The organism is Pseudomonas sp. GR 6-02 (genome assembly GCF_001655615.1).
GTDB lineage: Bacteria > Pseudomonadota > Gammaproteobacteria > Pseudomonadales > Pseudomonadaceae > Aquipseudomonas.
Genome location: NZ_CP011567.1, coordinates 477,084 through 497,286 on the forward strand (window position 1 = coordinate 477,084; position 20,203 = coordinate 497,286).

Consider the following 20,203-nt stretch of genomic DNA (forward strand, 5'->3'; position numbering starts at 1 on the left):
ATGGAGAAGCAAAAGATCCTGCTTCAAAAAAACCGGGCGCCCGTTGCAGGCGCCCGGCTTTATTACGGTTTAACCGATAGTCATCAAGCTGGCATTACCACCCGCCGCGGCGGTGTTTACGCTCAACGCCCGTTCGATCACCAGGCGCTCCAGCGCAATGTTGGTTTCACCCTGGGACAAACCATGAACCCCGACAATCGCCCCCGCCCGCTTGGCCACTTGCTGGCACACCGCGCGCAGCTGATCGGAATGGCCATGATGCAGAACGGCATCAACCACCACTTCGTCCTTGGTCCAGTCGGCCACCCGCTTGATCCGTGCCTGCACTTCTTTCGGCAGACGTGCGAACAAGGCCTTGCCCGGTTCCGCGTCCGGCCACACCGCCGAGCCGCCGACGGCCAATACCGCCGCCAGTTGAGTCAGCAGATCGCCTTCGACGTCCGCCAGGCACAGCACGTGTTCGCGCGGGAGGATGGCGTAGCTGTTGCGCTCGCCGGTCGGGCCGGCCAGCACGCGGGTGATCCCGCTTTGCGATTGCGCCGCGAACTGCACGCACAGGGCGCTCAGGTCCGTGAGCTTGTTGCTGTCGGCCCAGGCTTGCAGCGCGGTCAGCGGTTTGCTCATGGCGTCACGCAGACGCACGTCCGGCGCTACGATAGCGTCGCCGCGAGCGAAGGATTGTTCGATCGCATCGGTAGGACGCGTCGACAGCAGACGGTACAGGTACAGCGGACCGCCGGCCTTCGGACCGGTACCCGACAGGCCTTCGCCACCGAATGGCTGCACGCCGACCACGGCACCGACGATGTTGCGGTTGACGTAGACGTTACCGGCGTTGACGTTGTCGATCACCTTGGCGATGGTTTCGTCGATGCGAGTGTGCACGCCGAGGGTCAGGCCGTAGCCGGATGCGTTGATCTGGCCGATCAGTTGGTCGATGTCTTTGCGCTTGTAGCGCACCACGTGCAGCACCGGGCCAAAGATCTCCCGTTGCAGCTCGTCGAAGCTTTCCAGCTCGATCAGGGTCGGCATCACGAAGGTGCCGCGTTTGACTTCTTCGCTGTTGGCGATCGCCACCTGGTACACGTTGCGACCTTTGTCGCGCATGGCCTGGATGTGTTTCTCGATGCCGGCCTTGGCTTCGGCGTCGATCACCGGGCCAATGTCCACGGACAGGCGCTCCGGGTTACCGAGACGGCATTCCGCCATGGCGCCCTTGAGCATTTCGATGACACGATCAGCGGAATCTTCCTGCAAGCACAGCACCCGCAGCGCCGAGCAGCGTTGACCGGCGCTGTCGAAGGCTGACGACACCACGTCGATAACGACTTGTTCGGTCAGTGCCGAGGAGTCGACGATCATCGCGTTCTGGCCGCCGGTTTCGGCGATCAGCGGGATCGGACGGCCCTGAGCATCCAGGCGACCGGCGATGTTGCGTTGCAGCAGGCGCGCGACTTCGGTGGAGCCGGTGAACATCACGCCTTTGACCCGATCGTCGCCGACCAGACGGGCGCCGACGGTTTCGCCACGGCCCGGCAGCAGTTGCAGCACGCCTTCCGGAATCCCGGCTTCGAGCAGCAGACGCACGGCTTGAGCGGCGACCAGCGGGGTTTGTTCGGCAGGCTTGGCCAGTACCGGATTGCCAGCGGCCAGTGCGGCAGCGACTTGGCCGCTGAAGATTGCCAGCGGGAAGTTCCACGGGCTGATGCACACCACTGGGCCCAACGGGCGGTGGGCGTCGTTGGTGAAATCGTTGCGCGCCTGCACCGCGTAATAACGCAGGAAGTCCACCGCTTCACGCACTTCGGCGATGGCGTTGGCGAATGTCTTGCCGGCTTCGCGAGCCAACAGGCCCATCAGCGGCTGGATCTCGCCTTCCATCAAATCGGCGGCACGTTCCAGAATCGCGGCGCGTTCGGCCGGCGGCGTGGCCTGCCAGATCGGCGCAGCATTCAAGGCGCATTGGATCGCGTTGTCGACGTCTTCGACGGTGGCTTCCTGCACATGGCCCACCACGTCACGCAGATCGGAAGGGTTCAGGACTGGCGCAGGGCTTTCAGTGCTGGAGGCGCAACCGAGCATCGGCGCGGCTTTCCAGTTGTTGTGCGCGGTGGCCAGCAGGGCGCACGACAGGGATGCCAAACGGTGTTCGTTGGCCATGTCGATGCCACTGGAGTTGGCGCGCTCGGCACCGTACAGGTCACGTGGCAGCGGGATGCGCGGGTGCGGCAGGCCGAAACCGCCTTCCAGCGTCGCCATCTGCTCGATGCTGGCCACCGGATCGGCCACCAGTTCCTGAATCGAAATCGACTGGTCGGCAATGCGGTTAACGAACGAGGTGTTCGCGCCGTTTTCCAGCAGACGACGCACCAGATACGCCAGCAGGGTTTCGTGGGTGCCGACCGGAGCGTACACGCGGCACGGACGGTTCAGCTTGCCTTCGGAGACTTTGCCTACAACCTGTTCGTAAAGCGGTTCACCCATGCCATGCAGGCACTGGAACTCGTACTGGCCGGGGTAATAGTTCTGGCCAGCGATGTGGTAAATGGCCGACAGCGTGTGGGCGTTGTGCGTGGCGAACTGCGGGTAGATGACTTCCGGCACCGACAGCAGTTTGCGCGCGCAGGCGATGTAGGACACGTCGGTGTACACCTTGCGGGTGTACACCGGATAGCCTTCCAGGCCTTCGACCTGGGCGCGTTTGATTTCGCTGTCCCAGTACGCGCCTTTCACCAGGCGGATCATCAGGCGATGACGGCTGCGGCGAGCCAGGTCGATCACATAGTCGATCACATAAGGGCAGCGCTTCTGGTAAGCCTGGATCACGAAGCCGATACCGTTCCAGCCGGTCAGTTGCGGCTCGAAGCACAGGCGCTCCAGCAGATCCAGCGACAACTCGAGGCGGTCGGCTTCTTCGGCGTCGATGTTCAGGCCGATATCGTATTGCTTGGCCAGCAGGGTCAGCGACAGCAGGCGCGGGTACAGCTCGTCCATCACGCGCTCGTACTGGGCGCGGCTGTAGCGCGGGTGCAAGGCGGACAGCTTGATCGAAATGCCCGGGCCTTCGTAAATCCCACGACCGTGGGAGGCTTTGCCGATCGCATGGATGGCTTGTTCGTACGAGGCCAGGTACTTCTGGGCGTCATGTTCGGTGAGGGCGGCTTCACCCAGCATGTCGTAGGAATAGCGGAAGCCTTTGGCTTCGAACTTGCTGGCGTTGGCCAGGGCTTCGGCGATGGTTTCGCCGGTGACGAACTGCTCGCCCATCAGGCGCATGGCCATGTCGACGCCCTTGCGGATCATCGGCTCGCCGCTCTTGCCGATGATGCGGCTCAGGGAGGAGGTCAGTCCGGCTTCATTGTGGGTGGCGACCAGTTTGCCGGTCAGCAACAGGCCCCAAGTGGCGGCGTTGACGAACAGCGACGGGCTGTTGCCCAGGTGTGGCTGCCAGTTGCCGGTGCTGATCTTGTCGCGGATCAGTGCGTCGCGGGTGCCTTTGTCCGGGATGCGCAGCAGCGCTTCGGCCAGGCACATCAGCGCCACGCCTTCCTGGGACGACAGGGAAAATTCCTGCAACAGGCCCTGAACAATCCCGGCACGGCCGCCGGCGCTCTTCTGATTGCGCAGTTTCTCGGCAATCGAGGCGGCGAGCTTGTTGGTGGCCTCGGCCATCGGTGCCGGCAGGCGCGCCTGCTCGATCAGCATCGGCACCACTTCGGGTTCCGGGCGACGGTAGGCGGCGGTGATCGAAGCGCGCAGTACCGATTGCGGCAGGATGCTTTCGGCGAATTCCAGGAAGCACTGGTGTGCGTGATCGACGTGGACCTCGCCGGCCTCGTCAACTTCCTTGCCGTTCAAACCATTCAGCTCGGACAGGGTTGCACCACCCTCGAGTTTTTCCAGGTAATTGAAAATTGCCTGCTTGATCAGCCAGTGCGGCGTGCGATCAATCGAGGTCGCGGCGGCCTTGAGGCGTTCGCGGGTCGGGTCGTCAAGTTTGACCCCAAGGGTGGTGGTAGCCATATTTTTATCCTCATGTTTGCCACGACCGCGTGGCATCAGCTGACGGCAAGATTAGCTGTGCGCTGGTTGAGGTGCAACCGGGTGCAACCCTTTTTTTGCCGGAATAATAAGCAGCTCGTCAGGAAATAAATTCTGGTACACCCGGACCGCTCCTGCTTGGTGCTTTTACTTCTAGCGCAATCCGGAAAACGCCCTAAAAAGGAGCAAAAACCGACTGTTTTCAGGTAAATCCGATTAGGTGCAACTTATTCGAACGAAACTGGTTGCACCTTATTTGCATTGTTGAATAGCATTCGCGGCCAAGGTGCAACCGGGTCAAAAAGATCGGTGCACCGGCTGATGGCTTTCCTGGGGAAACATCAGTCATAAATGCGCGGGCCCCGAATCGTCTGTCAAACGTCATCGTTTGCGAGCGGTTCACCAGCCGCCGCTACATAAAAACAATGCCAGGGCGTAACTCAATGAGCGTAAGCAATCCAACCCTGATCACGTTCGTGATCTACATCGCAGCAATGGTGCTGATCGGCTTCATGGCCTATCGCTCCACCAACAACCTTTCTGACTACATTCTGGGCGGCCGTAGCCTGGGCAGCGTCGTGACCGCACTCTCTGCCGGTGCTTCCGACATGAGCGGCTGGTTGTTGATGGGCCTGCCGGGCGCTATCTACATGTCCGGTCTTTCCGAAAGCTGGATCGCCATCGGCCTGATCGTCGGTGCTTACCTGAACTGGCTGTTCGTCGCCGGCCGTCTGCGTGTGCAGACCGAGCACAATGGCGATGCGCTGACCCTGCCGGACTACTTCTCCAGCCGTTTCGAAGACAAAAGCGGCCTGCTGCGGATCATCTCCGCGGTCGTGATCCTGGTGTTCTTCACCATCTACTGCGCTTCCGGCATCGTGGCCGGTGCCCGTCTGTTCGAAAGCACCTTCGGCATGTCCTACGAGACCGCGCTGTGGGCTGGTGCTGCGGCGACGATTGCCTACACCTTCGTTGGTGGTTTCCTGGCAGTGAGCTGGACCGACACCGTACAAGCCACGTTGATGATCTTCGCCCTGTTGCTGACGCCGATCATCGTGCTGTTGGCCACTGGCGGCATCGACACCACGTTCCTGGCCATTGAAGCGCAAGATCCAAGCAACTTCGACATGCTGAAAAACACCACCTTCATCGGCGTGATTTCGCTGATGGGCTGGGGTCTTGGCTACTTCGGCCAGCCGCACATCCTGGCGCGTTTCATGGCGGCGGATTCGGTCAAGTCGATCGCCAACGCTCGTCGCATCTCCATGACCTGGATGATCCTGTGCCTGGGCGGCACCGTCGCGGTAGGTTTCTTCGGCATCGCTTACTTCTCGGCAAACCCAGCCCTGGCCTTGCCGGTGAGCGAAAACCACGAGCGTGTGTTCATCGAACTGGCAAAAATCCTGTTCAATCCATGGGTTGCCGGTGTGTTGCTGTCGGCCATTCTGGCGGCGGTGATGAGTACCCTGAGCTGCCAACTGCTGGTGTGCTCGAGCGCCCTGACCGAAGATTTCTACAAAACCTTCCTGCGTAAAAGTGCTTCCCAGGTTGAGCTGGTCTGGGTCGGCCGTGCCATGGTGCTGCTGGTTGCGCTGATCGCTATCGCTCTGGCGGCTAACCCGCAAAACCGTGTACTGGGCCTGGTCAGCTACGCCTGGGCAGGTTTCGGTGCTGCGTTCGGTCCAGTTGTCCTGATCTCCGTGATCTGGAAAAACATGACCCGCAACGGCGCACTGGCCGGCATCCTGGTCGGCGCGACCACTGTGATCGTCTGGAAACACTTCGAACTGCTGGGCCTGTACGAAATCATCCCTGGTTTCATCTTCGCCAGCCTGGCGATCTACATCGTCAGCAAAATGGGCGCACCGACCAGCGGCATGCTTTCGCGCTTCGCTGCAGCCGAAAAGGATTTCCGCCTGAACCAGTGAGGGGGATGAGCTGATGCTCTGACCTTTCGCCGAACATGAAAACGGCCCGCTTCCTTTTGGAGGCGGGCCGTTTTTTTTGCGCTCCCACATTTGTTTGGAGGTGCTTCTGACAGGAATGTCTGTAGTGCTTTATCCAGTTTTTTGAAGGAAAAATCCCTAAAAAAGCAGGGTAAATCTGATTTCCTTGTCCCTCCATCAACACCCCTTGTCGCTCATGCAGAATCGCCCGCCTTCATTCTGCAGAGACACATCGGATGTTCGCGCCTGCCAATCAACCGCGTTTCACGTTGACCCTCGACGGCGTCCAGAATGAGCTCAAGGTGCTTGAGTTCACGGGCAAGGAAGCCATCAGCCAACCCTACCGTTTTGACCTGGAACTGGTCAGCGAGCGACCCGACATAGAGCTCGAAAGCCTGCTGCATCGTCAGGCGTTTCTGAGTTTCGATGCGCAAGGTTCCGGTATTCATGGTCAGATCTTTCGCGTCGGCCAAAGCGATTCCGGGCACCGTCTGACGGGTTACCAGATCAGTCTCGTACCGCGTCTGGCGTATCTCGACCGGCGTATCAATCAGCGGATCTTCCAGCACAAAAGTGTGCCGACGATCGTCACGCAAATCCTCAAGGACCACGGCATCCAGCGCGACGCCTTCGAGTTCCGGCTCGGCAGCGACTACCCCGATCGCGAGTACTGCGTGCAATACGCCGAAAGCGATCTGGCGTTCATCCAGCGCCTGTGTGCCGAGGTCGGCATTCACTATCACTTCCAGCACAGCCCCGACGGGCACCTGTTGGTGTTCGGCGATGACCAGACGGTTTTCCCCCGTCTGCCCGAGCCGACGCTGTACCTGCCGGGCAGCGGGATGGCTGCGGATGCGCCGGCGATCAAGCGTTTCAATGTACGGCTGGAAACCCGGACCACCGCAGTCACCCGTCGCGACTACGACTTCCAGAAACCGCGTTTGCAACTCGAAAGCCGCCTCGACAGCGAACAGCGGCCGGCGCTGGAGGACTACCACTTTCCCGGTCAATTCACCGACCGTGAACACGGCAAACACCTGACTCAGCGAGCGCTGGAGCGGCACAGCGCGGATTACCGTCAGGCCGAAGGTCGCGGCGATGAATCCGCATTGGTCAGCGGGCATTTCCTATACCTGGCCGAACACCCGCGTCAGGCGTGGAATGACCTGTGGTTGATCACCGAAATAGAACACCGCGGCCGTCAACCGCAGGTACTGGAGGAGTCAGCCACCAGCGACAGCCCGGATGATTTCCAGGGCTATCGCAATACGTTTCTGGCGACGCCGTGGGACGTTTCTTTTCGCCCACCGCTGGGCCCGGAAAAGCCACGGATGCTCGGCTATCAACCCGGCGTAGTCACCGGCCCGACGGACAGCGAAATCCATTGCGACGAGTACGGTCGGGTCAAGGTTCAGCTCGCCTGGGACCGTGACGGTCAGCTCAACGAACACTCCAGTTGTTGGCTACGCGTCGCCACTGGCTGGGCTCATGACCGTTACGGCAGCGTGATGATTCCGCGCGTCGGCATGGAAGTGCTGGTGGGGTTTATCGATGCCGATGCCGACAAGCCACTGGTGATGGGCTGCCTGCCCAACGCCGCGACGCCTGTGCCCCTCGATCTGCCGGCGGACAAGACCCGCAGTATTTTCCGCAGCCAAAGCAGTCCCGGTGGCGGCGGTTACAACGAATTGCGCATCGAGGATCGCAAAGGGGCCGAGGAAATCTACCTGCGCGCCCAGCGCAACTGGACTCAGCACGTCCTTAACGATCAACAGGTGCAGGTTGATAACCAGCGCAGCATCGTCGTCACCGGCACCGCCCGCCATGAGTTGAAGGCCGACGAAAAGCGCATCACCCATGGCCAGCGACAGACCGAAGTACGGTTGGACGATCACCTGGTGGTGGTCGGCGATCGGCACATTCGCGTGAGCAATCAAGCCCTCAATGCCAGTCAGCAATTCCACGTCAGCGCCGGCCAACAAGTGGTCATCGACGGCGGCGCCAGCGCGACCATTCAGGCGGGCGGGCAGTGGATCAACATCGGCCCCGGCGGGATTTTCAGCAGCGTGCCGATTCAGGTCGGTGGGGCACCGATGGCGGCCATGGCTTCCGCGCCGAGCTTGCCGGATATGCCGTTGAAACTTGCAGCAGCCCCTGCGGCGCTGCTCAGTGCCGCGCAGATTCTCAGCCTGCAAAGCGACGCGCCGTTCTGCGAAGAGTGTGAGCGCTGCAAGGGCGGTGTCTGTGCTGCCTGATGTTTTGTCGCCTCGCGCCTGGCTGGAGCGCCAGCCACTGCAACCGTCGGAGCAACTGTTCGCGATTTTCAGCAGCGCCAGTGCCGCCGAACCGTTCAAAACCTGGCAACGCTCGATCACTGCACAAGCGCCGAGCCCGATCTGGGCCGGCACTGCCTACGCCGAGTGGGAAGCGGTGATGCCCTATGTCGGAATCGTCACCGCTGACAGTGAGTTTCTGGACTGGGTAGCCGCCACTGAGTCCCGCGATTGGGGTTGGCTGGCGGTGTCTTGCGCCACTCAAGAGGCGTTGGTCGAGCATTTGCGCAGCCTCACACACGTTCTGATGCCCAACGGCAACGCGGTGTTTTTCCGCTATTGGGATGGACGCTATTTGCTGCCGATTCTGCAGTCTGCCGAGGTTAACGCTGCGCAACTGATGCCGGTGATCGGGCGTTGCCTGATCAATGGTCAGCCACTGGATATCGGTGGTAGTGCGCTGAAAACCGCCAGGGATTTCCCCTGGTGGGAAGTATCTGAATCGCTGCTCAACCACCTCGCCACCGAGTCCGCGACAACGCATATCAACAACCTGCTGAAGTGGTTGAGCGAGGACCGCCCTGATCTTTATGAGGCGTTCTCCGAAAGCGTGTTGCGGCACAAAGTCGTGAGCTTTCTTGAGATGCCAGACCTGCCTCAAGCGCCGAAATCAGCGTTGGTGGATTACCTGATGACGGAGCTGGACTGATGGATCAGATCGTACGGATCGAGCAGGAGCTCGACGGTTTCAAAGACACACTGGTTTTGTATCGCCAACAGCTTGGCAACTTCTTGAGCCGGAATGCGGACAAGGTCAGCCGGGCGATGGACATGCCTTCGCTGTTGGACATGGAGCGGGTGATAAAACTCGGCAATACCACGACTGCGGTGAGCAGTGGCGACGATGATTTTATCTCGGGTCTTGCGCAGTGTCCGGCTAGTGGAATTCTGCAGATCGAGAGCAAGTTCGAATCGGTCTACGACATTCCGTTGGGGAGCATTCAGGTCGATGTGATTGCCAATGATGGCGGCGAAAGTACACCTGTAACACTCGATGAAAACGGTCAGGGGCAGTTCAAAGGCACGCCCGGCAAGTTCTACCGCGTTCATGTCCACAGTGAAGTTACCCCGACTCAAATCGATGACCTTTTCTCCTCCTACGACGGCCTGACCCAGGAGCTGGAAAGCTGGCTGCGCAAGGAATGGGAAGGGTTCAAGCCACAGTGGTCGCAGCAATCGGCATCCGCTTCGTTGGCGGCGGTGGGCAACGGAGTGCTCGCGGGAGGTTGGGCGGCGATTCAGGCGGTTTGGGATGGCATGGGTGAACTCGCCGACATCCTGAAAGACCCCAACGCCTATGCCGAGAAGCTGGGTGAAAGCGCCGGCAGACTTGCCGATCTGGCCGTAACCGCTCCAGACAAGATGGAAAAGGCCATGTTGCTGGCCAGCGACGAGGCGGCGCTGTGCTTGCTGATGCGCACTGCGACCTTGTGGCTGGAAGCATTGCCACCTTCGCAACTGGCCGGGTCTTCGGCTGAAGCGATTTCCAAGGTCGTGGTTGGGTTGGTCATCGACCTGTTGATTGGTTTGGTACTGAGTGTGGTCGGGGTTGGCATTGCCTGGCTGACCGTGCGCCTGGCCAAGTACAGCGCACAGATTTTTCAGGCCGCCATGGGCTTCGTGAAGTCGATGGTTGCGATCATCAACAACTTCATGGAGTACGTTGATCGCTACAAAAAGGTCGCCGCGCGCGGTGTTGCGGCGGGCCTGAAAAAAGGCCGGATGCAACTGCGCTGGGATGCCAAACGCAACACCACGCTCAAGCAAAACGAACACCACGACGACTCCCCGGATCAGGCGAAAAACCCCAACGGCGACAGCGCCGACTCAGTCGACAAAACCGCGACCAACCAATGCCCGGTGTCGATGGTCACCGGCGAAGAACTGCTGACCCTCACCGACGGTGCGCTGGACGGCATCCTGCCGTTCGACTTCACCCGACTCTATCGCACCAGCGCCGCCGAGATCGACTGCGGCCTCGGCTTTGGCTGGAGCCATTCGCTCGCCCATCGGCTGGAAATCGACGGCGACCAGGTCATCTGGATCGACCACGAAAACCGCCGCACCACGTTTCCATTGCCGAGCAGCGAACGCCCGGCGATCCACAACAGCCTGTCGCGCGCGGCAATTTACCTGGGCAATGACCCCGAAGAACTGATCCTCGCCCAGGCCGGTGGCGACACGCGGTTCTACCACTTTCACAATGGTCGGCTGACGGCGATCAGCGACGCCTACGACAACCGCTTGCGCATCACCCGCGATCGTCAGGAGCGCATCCAGCGCGTCGACAACGGCGCCGGTCGTGCCTTGCTGTTGCGCTACGACCGTGCCCACCTGATCGCTGTCGACTACCAAAGTTTTCGCCAGGCCCAGATCCTCGCCGAGGCCTGGCACACCGAACAAACCTTGGTCAGTTACCACTACGACGAACGCGATCAACTGATCGAAGCGAGCAACGCCGCCGGCGAAAGCGAGCGTTACGACTACGACGATCAACATGTGATCCTGCAGCGGCAACTGGCCGGCGGCGCGAGTTTCTTCTGGGAGTGGGAACGGTCCGGCAAGACGGCGCGCTGCGTACGGCATTGGGCGTCGTTTGCGCAGATGGACACGCGCTATGTCTGGGATGACCAGGGCCGCGTCACCGTCCGGAACATCGATGGCAGCGAAGAGGTTTACGTCCACGACGACCGGGCGCGGCTGGTGCGCCGGGTTGGGCTGGATGGCGGCGAACAGCTCAAGGCCTACGACGAGCAGGGCCGAATGGTGGCCGAGCAGGATCCGTTGGGGGCCGTCACCGAATACCGTTATGACGACGTCGGACGGTTGGTGGCGCTGATTCCACCGCAAGACGAACCGACGTCCTACGAGTATCGCAACGGTTTCCTGCATGCGCGCTATCGCGGTAAGGCGGTGTGGAAATACCGGCGCAATGCTCAGGGCGATGTCACCGAGGCGACCGATCCGGACGGTCAGGTCACCCATTACCACTACGACGACTACGGTCAGTTGCTGTCGATCCGTTACCCGGACACCAGCCGGCATGTGTTTGTCTGGAATGCCTTGGGCCAGTTGCTTGAGGAAACACTGCCGGACGGTGGGCAGCGAACGTTTTCCTACGATGCGCTGGGACGGCAGACGACTCGTCAGGACGAACACGGTGCGCTCACTCAGTACCAATGGGACGCCGTTGGCCGACTGACCCAGACGACGTTGCCGACCGGTGCCACTCGCGCCTTCAGCTACAACGCCTACGGCAAGATCACCGCCGAACGCGACGAACTGGGCCGCGTCACCCGCTACGAATACGTCGACGATCTGCACCTGGTCAGCCGCCGGATCAATGCCGACGGCACCCAGCTCAAGTATCGCTACGACAACGCGCAGCTGTTGCTCACGGAAATCGAGAATGAATCCGGCGAAACATATCGGCTGGACTACACGCCCGGCGGATTGATCCGACAGGAAACCGGATTCGATGGACGGCGAACGGCGTACGTTTACGACCTCAACGGCCATTTGCTGGAGAAAACCGAATTCGGCGATGACGGCTCGCAGCTGATCACCGGGTACGAGCGGGATGCGGAAGGGCGGCTGTTAGTCAAAACCTTGCCCGACGGCATCCAGGTCGAATACCGCTACGACAGCCTCGGCCGATTGGTCAGCGTCGACGACGGCCACGACCATCCGCTGGAATTCGAATACGACCAGCAGGACCGGCTGATCACCGAGCATCAGGGCTGGGGCACGCTGCGTTATGGCTACGACGCCTGCGGCCAACTTAACCGCCTGCGCCTGCCGGATGGCAGCAAGCTCGACTACCACCACGCCAAGGGTGGCGCGCTGACGGACATCGACCTCAACGGCGCACGGCTTACAGATCACACGTACAAGTCGGGTCGAGAAGTACAGCGCCAGCAAGGCCTGCTGCTCAGCGAATATGCCTACGACGACCAGGGCCGGCTAAAGGCCCACGCCGTCAGCCAACAGCAAAAAAGCCTGTACCGCCGCGACTATGCCTACAGCCTCAACGGCAATCTCGACCACATCGCCGACACCCGCCACGGCCAGCGCAGTTACCAGTACGACCCGCTGAACCGGCTGACCCGCGTCCGCCACACCCGCGACGACCCACCGGAAAGCTTCGCCCACGACCCCGCCGGCAACCTGCTGATGCAGGACCGCCCCGGCCCGACGACCGTCAAAGGCAATCGCCTGCTGATGCAAGGCGACCGTCATTACGACTACGACGCCTTCGGCAACCTGATCCGCGAACGCCGTGGCACCGGGCAGAAACTGGTCACCGAATACCGCTACGACTGCCAGCATCGGCTGGTCGGCGTCACGTTGCCGGATGGAAGTTGCGCGAGCTATCGCTACGATGCCTTCGGTCGCCGCATCGCCAAAACCGTCGACGGCCAAACTACCGAGTTCTTCTGGCAGGGCGACCAAGTCGTCGCTGAAAGCAGCAAAGAGCACTACCGCAGCTACGTCTACGAGCCGGGCAACTTCCGCCCGTTGGCCATGCTCGACGGCAAAGGCCCGAAAAAGGCCTGCCCGTTCTACTACCAGCTCGATCACCTGGGCACACCGCAGGAACTGACGGATTTTGGCGGCGAGATTGTCTGGTCGGCGAAGTACAACGCCTACGGCAAAGTCACTCACCAGACGTTCGGCGGGGGCGAGCAACTTGAACAACCGTTACGGTTTCAGGGCCAATACTTCGACGCCGAGAGCGGTCTGCACTACAACCGGCATCGATACTATGATCCAGAGGTTGGTCGGTATCTGACACCGGATCCGATCAAGTTGGCGGGTGGGCTGAACCAGTACCAGTACACGCCGAATCCGACGGGGTGGGTTGATCCGTTGGGGTTGAGCGGGAATTGTCCGCCGCCGAATAAGCCTGGGTGTGGGGCGCCGGATGATACGACTGGCGCTAGGGTGGATGAGGGTGAACCGCAACTTCCGAAGCTGACGGGTGAGCAGCGGCGGGCGCGGATTGATGAGCTGGCTGAGGCGAATGCGAAGCGGCGTGTTGAAGAAATGGAAGCAAAATATGATATGCACACAGTCAAAAAACACAGCTCAGAAATATCTGACCAAGCGCTCAATCAACGAGCAGTTAATGGGGCCGATCCTCATACCGGTGAGGTTCCGAAAGGCGCCAGAGGGAACTTGAGCTCTCAATTCAGAAACTGGCGTATGCATTTGGGGGCATTGAATAAAGCTATGACAAGGGAAGCGTTAGGTTTGAGCCCGCATACAGGGAAGGACCAGAATAAAAATCCGATCGTAAGGATGGAACTTCCTGGGGCCGGGCGTGGTTATAAACCGAACAAGAAAGATGCTCGTAACCCAACACTAAATGAAGATCTGAATTGGTTTGAAGTTAAATTCGATAAAGATAATGTGCTGCGGCCTTTTACTGCTTTTCCTTCGGAGAGAAAATAATGTTGCGAGATCCATTTTTAAATGAAGAATTTCAACCAGATTTGATGTGGTTTATTGGCGTCTTTGATGTTTATGATCGCGAGGAAACTCGGGGTGCGGAACTGGAAGTGTTTAATCCTAATGATCGCTTTGATAGAGCTGAGCTGATCAAAAGATACAGCTTGAATCTAGGTTATCTGTCCTATCGACATAAGTTCGTGCTGCTGGATTTTCTAGCGGAAAAGCTAAGCGATGCGTCTTATGATTTTCGGAGTTTGTTTGATATAGATGAAGAAGATGCAGGCAGTTGGCCGCGTGGTGAGTGGTATGCATTGGAAGATCCCCGTGGATTTTTTCAAGATGTCTATTTTTTGGCTCAGGAGACCTGGAAGGAAGATCTTCTTTTAGCGAGTCTTGAAGATCGGGCCAGTTGGTGATGGAAAAGGTGGTGCCTGTCAGTCTGGAGTCCTAGGTGTCGGCATTCTCAAGAGTAATAAATAAATCCGTCCCCTTTATGGTCTATACCAGATCAAGTGAGGGAGATTATGTTTATTGATCCTGATACTCAGCAGCCATATATACCGACACCTTCATATTTTTTGGGGTGTTTTGATGTTTATGATCGTGAAGAGACTCTTGGTGAGGAGTTAGAGAGGTTCGAACCTAATGATCCGACGGACAGGGAGGAGCTAATTCTCAAATACTGCCTCCCTAGAAAGCGATCATATAGGCAGAGATTTTTACTTTACAAATGTCTGGAGGAAGCTCTTCAGGACAAAAATTATGATTTCCAATCACTGCTGAAGTATGACCCTGAGGCGTATTCATCATTTCCTGATGGGTGGGATGAGATGAAAGATACCAGGGCATTTTTTGAAGACATTTTTCGCTTGGCAACTGTTGAGTGGAAAGACGACCTTCAAAAAGCCAGTCTCGAAGATCAATCCACTTGGACGGCTGTTGGTTAATTGCATGGACGTCGTACATCCTGCGAAATTTCTGGGCAAGGTCGTCGGAAGTTTCCTTCAAGTCCTAGCGGTTTCCATGAACTGGTGTGAAATGAGCTCCATCGATAGTCTCTGGTGGTCACTGAAAATTCAGTGGCAGGGTGTAGGAACCCTTCGAAACCGTTAGAGCTATATTGGCGTCGATGCTTGGTTTGCGGCCGTTAACGTGCGTCCGTATGATCAGTTGCGGCGGCTATGCGCGGGCACGCTTCGGCGTGGTCGAGTTTTGCTCTAAGGGTCTCGATATTCCTACCCCGTGCATAGCTGCCACCCTAGCCTGTAGGAAGGCCTAAGGCAGCTCCATTTCTTCCTTGGAGCAATTCAAATGAAAACATTTACACCCGATCCACCCTACGAAAAACCAATTCCCCACCCCAAAAGCCGCTTCATGGCCCTAACCGGCAACTGCACCGACATGCCCACGCTATTCGTCGATACCCACGCGCCGCTGGATATTTTGACCGACACTGCCAGCTACCGAATTCGCGCCGTCACTCAGGTGCTGGAAAACATGTCCATGCGCGGTTCGGTCGAGTGTGAATCTTTCATTCTTAGTGATTTTGCCTTGCTCTGTGCCATTTCATTGCGTGATGGGTGTGATGTGCTGGATGTGGTGGGGCGGCGGTTGCGGGCGCGGCCTTCGGAATAACGTCGAGTGGCTTTTGTGGCGAGGGAGCTTGCTCCCGTTGGGCTGCGTAGCAGCCCCAAAACCTGCAATCCCGTTTTGTCAGCTGTACCGAGTGGTTTGGTTTGGCGACTGCTTCGCAGTCGAGCGGGAGCAAGCTCCCTCGCCACAGGTTATGGGTGGTCTGGATATTTTGGGGCTGCTTTGCAGCCCAACGGGGGGCAAGCCCCCTCGCCACAGGGTTTATGGATTGGCGCGGTATTGGGGTTGTACTTGCCCGCTCAGCCACCAACCCCTGACGTCCTGCGCCGTACAGGGTAAACTTCCCGGCCTTCGCAGGAGCAGCCATGAATTATCGTCACGCCTTCCATGCCGGCAATCACGCCGATGTGTTCAAACACCTGACTTTGACCCGCCTCATCGCCTTGATGTCGCGCAAGGAGCAGCCGTTTGCTTATCTCGACACTCACGCCGGCATCGGCCTGTATGACCTGCAGGGCGATCAGGCCAGTCGTACCGGTGAGTACCTGGAAGGCATCGCGCGGTTGTGGGATCAGCCGGATTTGCCAGCGCTGACCGCCGATTACATGAAGGTGTTGCACGAGATGAACCCGGATGGCCAGTTGCGCTATTACCCGGGGTCGCCGGAGTTGGCGCGGCGTTTGACCCGGCCGCAGGATCGTGTGTTGCTCAATGAGAAGCACCCGGAAGACGGTGTGTTGCTCAAGGACAACATGAAGGGCGATCGTCGGGTGAAGGTTCACCTGGGCGAAGGCTGGCATGTGCCGCGTGCGCTGCTGCCGGTGCCGGAGAAGCGGGCGGTGATGTTGATCGATCCGCCGTTCGAACAGCTTGATGAGATGCAGCGTTGTGCGGCGTCGTTGAAAGAGGCGATTGGCCGTATGCGCCAGACGGTGGCGGCGATCTGGTATCCGGTGAAGGATCAGCGGGCGTTGCGGCGCTTCTATCAGGATTTGGCGGGAACGGGCGCGCCTAAGTTGTTGCGGGTGGAGTTGCTGGTGCATCCGCTGGATACGCCGAACAGCCTGAACGGTTCGGGGTTGGCGATTGCCAATCCGCCGTGGGGGCTGGAAGAGGAGTTACGTGAGTTGCTGCCGTGGTTGTCCAAGAAGTTGGGGCAGACCCAGGGTGGCTGGCAGATGGATTGGTTGATCGCCGAGAGTTAATCAGTTGCATGTGTGGCGTCTAGTCGGACGCCTTCGCGGGCAAGCCTCGCTCCTACAGGTCGGTGTGACCGTAGGAGCGAGGCTTGCCCGCGAAGCTTTTCAGCGTCCGAAATTTAGATCGGGCACGTCACGCCAGTACCGCCAATCCCGCAATACCCCTCAGGATTCTTGGCCAGGTACTGCTGGTGATACGCCTCGGCGTAGTAGAACGTCGGGGCTTCGTCGATTTCAGTGGTGATGATGCCTTTGCCCGCTTTGGTCAGTTCCGCCTGGAACACTTTCGCGCTGTTCTTCGCCGCTTCCAGTTGTTCCGGTTTGGTGCAGTAGATCACCGAGCGGTACTGGGTGCCGATGTCGTTGCCCTGGCGCATGCCCTGGGTCGGGTTGTGCAGTTCCCAGAACATTTTCAGCAGCTGTTCGTAGCTGACTTTTTCCGGCTCATACACCACGAGCACCACTTCGGTGTGCCCGGTCAGGCCCGAGCAGACTTCTTCGTAGGTCGGGTTCGGCGTGAAGCCGCCGGCGTAACCGACCGAGGTGCTGAACACGCCTTCGCGCTGCCAGAATTTGCGTTCCGCGCCCCAGAAGCAACCCAGGCCGAAGATTGCGAATTCTACGTTGCCCGGAAACGGACCCAGCAGCGGGTTGCCGTTGACGAAGTGTTTCTCCGGAACCTTGATCGGGGTTTCGCGGCCAGGCAGAGCTTGTTCTTTAGTCGGGAGCACGTTTTTGTTCACCAGAATTTCCGAGCGCAGAACCATGATCAGTCCTCTCAGTCAGGTTGAGATGTAAATACAGACTGCCAGTTTGCCCGAGTGTTACGTCGCTGTCAGGCGATTGGGCCGCGCGGGTAGCGTTTGAGCTTTTCGATCAGCTCGGAGCCCGGGATCGGTCGGTCGAACAGGTAGCCCTGGCCGACGTCGCAGCGGTGGCGGCGCAGGAAGGCCAGTTGCTCGGCAGTCTCGATGCCTTCAGCCACGACCTTGAGTTTCAGGTTGTGGGCCATGGCAATCACCGCGGAGGTGATTTCCATGTCGTCCTGGTTGTCGGGGATTTCGTGGATGAAGCTTCGATCGATCTTGATGATGTCGATCGGGAATTTTTTCAAGTAACTGAGCGACGAGTAACCGGTGCCGAAGTCGTCCATCGCCAGGGTCAGGCCCAGACGCTTGAGCTGATCGAGCTGCAAGTGCGTGTCTTCGGTGGCTTCCAGCAGCAGGCCTTCGGTCAGTTCCAACTCCAGCAGGTTCGCCGGCAGCGCTTCTTCCTTGAGGATGTTGGCGATGGACGCCACCAGGTCCGGGTCGGAGAACTGCTTGGGCGACAGGTTGATCGCCACTTGCAGGTTGCCCAGGCCAGCGGCGGTCAGGTCTTTGCTCATGCGGCAGGCCTGACGGGCGATCCATTTGCCGATCGGGATGATCAGCCCGGTTTCTTCGGCCACGCTGATGAATTGGTCCGGGCGGATCATGCCTTTTTCCGGATGGTTCCAGCGCAACAGCGCTTCCATGCCCAGCAAGCGACCGCTGCGCAGGCACAGCTTGGGCTGGTAGAACACGTCCAGCTCGTTCTGGGTCAGGGCTCGGCGCAGGTTGTTTTCGACGAACAGTTTGTAGCTGGCTTCAGCGTTCAGCGCTTCGGTGAACACTTGCACCTGGTGTTTGCCGTTGGCCTTGGCCTTGTGCAGCGCCAGGCCGGCGTTGCGCATCAGCGTCTGTGGGTCGCGACCGTGCAGCGGCGCGCAGGCCAGGCCCACGGAGCCGGTGACGCTGATCAACTGGTTGTCGACGAACATCGGTTTGTCGAGGGTTGCCAGCAATTGATTGGCAACCTGCTGGCCCGCCGAGAGGTCAGTGTCGTCCAGCAGCACCGCGAATTCGTTACTGGCAAACCGCGCCAGACTGCCGCTCGAACTCAGGCTGTTGCGCAGGCGCCGTGCCAGGCTGATCAGCAGTTTGTCGCCGGTCTGGTGGCCGAGGCTGTCGTTGATCCGCTTGAAGTTGTCGATGTCCACCAGCAGCAGGCTGATGGGTGTATCGCTGTCTCGGGCGAAGCGCTCATCGAGGTTGCGGATGAACGCCGGGCGGTTGCCGAGGTTGGTCAGGTTATCGGTGTAAGCCAGGCGCTCGATTCGTTGCTGGGCGAGCTTGGTCTGGGTGATGTCTTCGTAGATGCCGATGTAGTGCGTCAGCTCACGGTTGTCGCCGTAGACCTTGGAAATCGACAACTGGCCCCAGTAGGGTTCGAGGTTTTTACGCCGGCTCTTGAACTCGCCCTGCCAGCTGTTGCTTTTGGCCAGCGCCGACGGAGCGTCGAACAGCAGTTCGCTGAGGTTTTCCAGCGCCGGCAGTTCCGACAGCCGCTGACCGTGGACTTCCTCGGTGGTGTACTGGGTGATCGCGGTGAAGCTTGGGTTGACGTACTCCACCACGCCGTCGCAATTGACCAGCAGAAAGGCGTTGGCGCTTTGTTCCACCGCACGCTGGAACAGGTGCAGGGCGCTGGTGGCGGTACGGCGGTTGTGGTTGTTGATGACTTGGGCGAATTGATCCGCCAGTTCGCCGGCAAAGGCGATTTCGTCCGATTGCCAGGCGCGGGTCGCCCCGATCTGTTCCAGGCAGAGCACGCCGACCACCTGGCCATCGACACGGATGCTGGCGTCGAGCATGGCGTTGACGTCGCGCGGGCGCAGGTACTCGGCGATTTCCCGGGTGCGCGGGTCGCGCATGGCGTTGTGGGCGTCGATGGCGCGGCCGGTGTGCAAGGCCTCGAGGTAATCGGGAAAACCACTGGCGTCGATCGGCTTCGGCAGTTGGTGATTGCGGGTGGCACGGTGATAGGCCGAGATCGGCGTCAGTAGCGAGCCATCGAGGTTCCACAGGCTGGCGCAGTCGATTTCATAGATGTCGCAGGCGCTGCGGGTGATCAGTTCGGCGGCTTCTTGCAGGGAGTTGTTGGTGCTATAGCGCTGGCGGGTCAGCAGCAGGATCAGGTCTTGCTGGGCGCGCACCCGGTCCAGGTGCTGCAGTTGTTCCTGCTGGGCACGTTGATTGAGTTCCAGGGCGATTTGCAGGCGTGAGTTCTGGGTTTCCAGATCCAGCGCCGGCAGCAAGGGTTCGCCGTCGAACAGGCCGTCCACCACCATCAGGTAGCCGCGCAGCAGGTGCCGATTGTGTTGTTTGTAGGCTTCGCCCAGTTCCAGCAGGCTCAGAACGCCGGCGGCGGTGTGCAAGGTGTAGCGGATCAGGTAATGCGGGCTTTCGGTGAGTTGCTGCTGGATCGTGTCATGCAGTTGATAGCGCGCTTCGGGCTCCATCAGGCTGGCGTAGGGCGAGCCGACCAGAGCACAAAGCTCCACCGCCGGCAGGCCGAACTGTCGTTCGCAATTAGGATCGAGAAACAGCAGCGCCCAGCTTGGTTCATTCAGCCGTTCGAAACGCAGCATGCCGAGCCGCGAGGGCACAGGCAACTGCGTCACTACCTCGGCCACCATACGGCTGGCGGCATCGGGTTGGCTTTTCATTGAAGGAAACTCGCTTCGAATATGCTGATCGCGCCGGGCTCTCGCCCTCTTTACTGTTGCCTGCGGCAAGGTTGCATCATTGCGACACCGACTGACAAGAGACATGAA

At 59.4% G+C, this 20,203-nt stretch carries 11 protein-coding genes; 8 read left to right on the plus strand and 3 right to left on the minus strand.

What is annotated here, in order from left to right; genetic code table 11:
- Positions 1-69: 69 nt before the first annotated feature.
- Positions 70-4,023, minus strand: a complete 3,954-nt coding sequence (gene putA / locus PGR6_RS02100; protein WP_064615963.1) for a trifunctional transcriptional regulator/proline dehydrogenase/L-glutamate gamma-semialdehyde dehydrogenase — start codon at positions 4,021-4,023, stop codon at positions 70-72.
- 461 nt (positions 4,024-4,484) lie between these two features.
- On the opposite strand from putA, the gene putP reads away from it, so the two are divergent.
- The 8 genes from putP (at position 4,485) to PGR6_RS02140 (ending at position 16,572) form a co-directional block, all read left to right on the plus strand.
- Positions 4,485-5,969, plus strand: a complete 1,485-nt coding sequence (putP, locus tag PGR6_RS02105; protein ID WP_018928573.1) for a sodium/proline symporter PutP — start codon at positions 4,485-4,487, stop codon at positions 5,967-5,969.
- Positions 5,970-6,223: 254 nt separating this feature from the next.
- Positions 6,224-8,242, plus strand: coding sequence for a type VI secretion system Vgr family protein (locus PGR6_RS02110; RefSeq protein ID WP_064615965.1), 2,019 nt, complete (start codon positions 6,224-6,226; stop codon positions 8,240-8,242).
- A complete protein-coding gene (locus PGR6_RS02115) occupies positions 8,232-8,969 on the plus strand; it encodes a DUF4123 domain-containing protein (RefSeq protein WP_064615967.1) in 738 nt (245 codons plus the stop codon). Before PGR6_RS02110 ends, PGR6_RS02115 begins: the two co-directional genes overlap by 11 nt.
- Positions 8,969-13,774: an RHS repeat-associated core domain-containing protein gene (locus PGR6_RS02120; RefSeq protein ID WP_064615969.1), complete on the plus strand. Its 4,806-nt coding sequence runs from the start codon at positions 8,969-8,971 to the stop codon at positions 13,772-13,774. Before PGR6_RS02115 ends, PGR6_RS02120 begins: the two co-directional genes overlap by 1 nt.
- A complete protein-coding gene (locus tag PGR6_RS02125; RefSeq protein WP_064615971.1) occupies positions 13,774-14,190 on the plus strand; it encodes a hypothetical protein in 417 nt (138 codons plus the stop codon). The genes PGR6_RS02120 and PGR6_RS02125 overlap by 1 nt, the downstream gene beginning before the upstream one ends.
- Positions 14,191-14,298: 108 nt before the next feature.
- Complete coding sequence (locus PGR6_RS02130) at positions 14,299-14,721, plus strand: hypothetical protein (RefSeq protein ID WP_064615973.1); 423 nt, start codon at positions 14,299-14,301, stop codon at positions 14,719-14,721.
- Positions 14,722-15,085: 364 nt separating this feature from the next.
- Positions 15,086-15,409, plus strand: a complete 324-nt coding sequence (locus tag PGR6_RS02135) for a hypothetical protein (protein WP_064615975.1) — start codon at positions 15,086-15,088, stop codon at positions 15,407-15,409.
- A 323-nt stretch (positions 15,410-15,732) separates the two neighbouring features.
- Positions 15,733-16,572, plus strand: coding sequence for a 23S rRNA (adenine(2030)-N(6))-methyltransferase RlmJ (locus PGR6_RS02140; protein ID WP_018928567.1), 840 nt, complete (start codon positions 15,733-15,735; stop codon positions 16,570-16,572).
- A 113-nt stretch (positions 16,573-16,685) separates the two neighbouring features.
- Here PGR6_RS02140 and msrA read toward each other — a convergent pair whose 3' ends face one another.
- On the minus strand, positions 16,686-17,333 hold the full coding sequence (gene msrA / locus PGR6_RS02145; RefSeq protein WP_018928566.1) for a peptide-methionine (S)-S-oxide reductase MsrA: 648 nt from the start codon (positions 17,331-17,333) through the stop codon (positions 16,686-16,688).
- A gap of 68 nt (positions 17,334-17,401) precedes the next feature.
- Positions 17,402-20,095 carry a putative bifunctional diguanylate cyclase/phosphodiesterase gene (locus tag PGR6_RS02150; protein ID WP_018928565.1) on the minus strand — a complete coding sequence of 898 codons (2,694 nt, stop codon included), beginning with the start codon at positions 20,093-20,095 and terminating at the stop codon, positions 17,402-17,404.
- Positions 20,096-20,203: the final 108 nt, after the last annotated feature.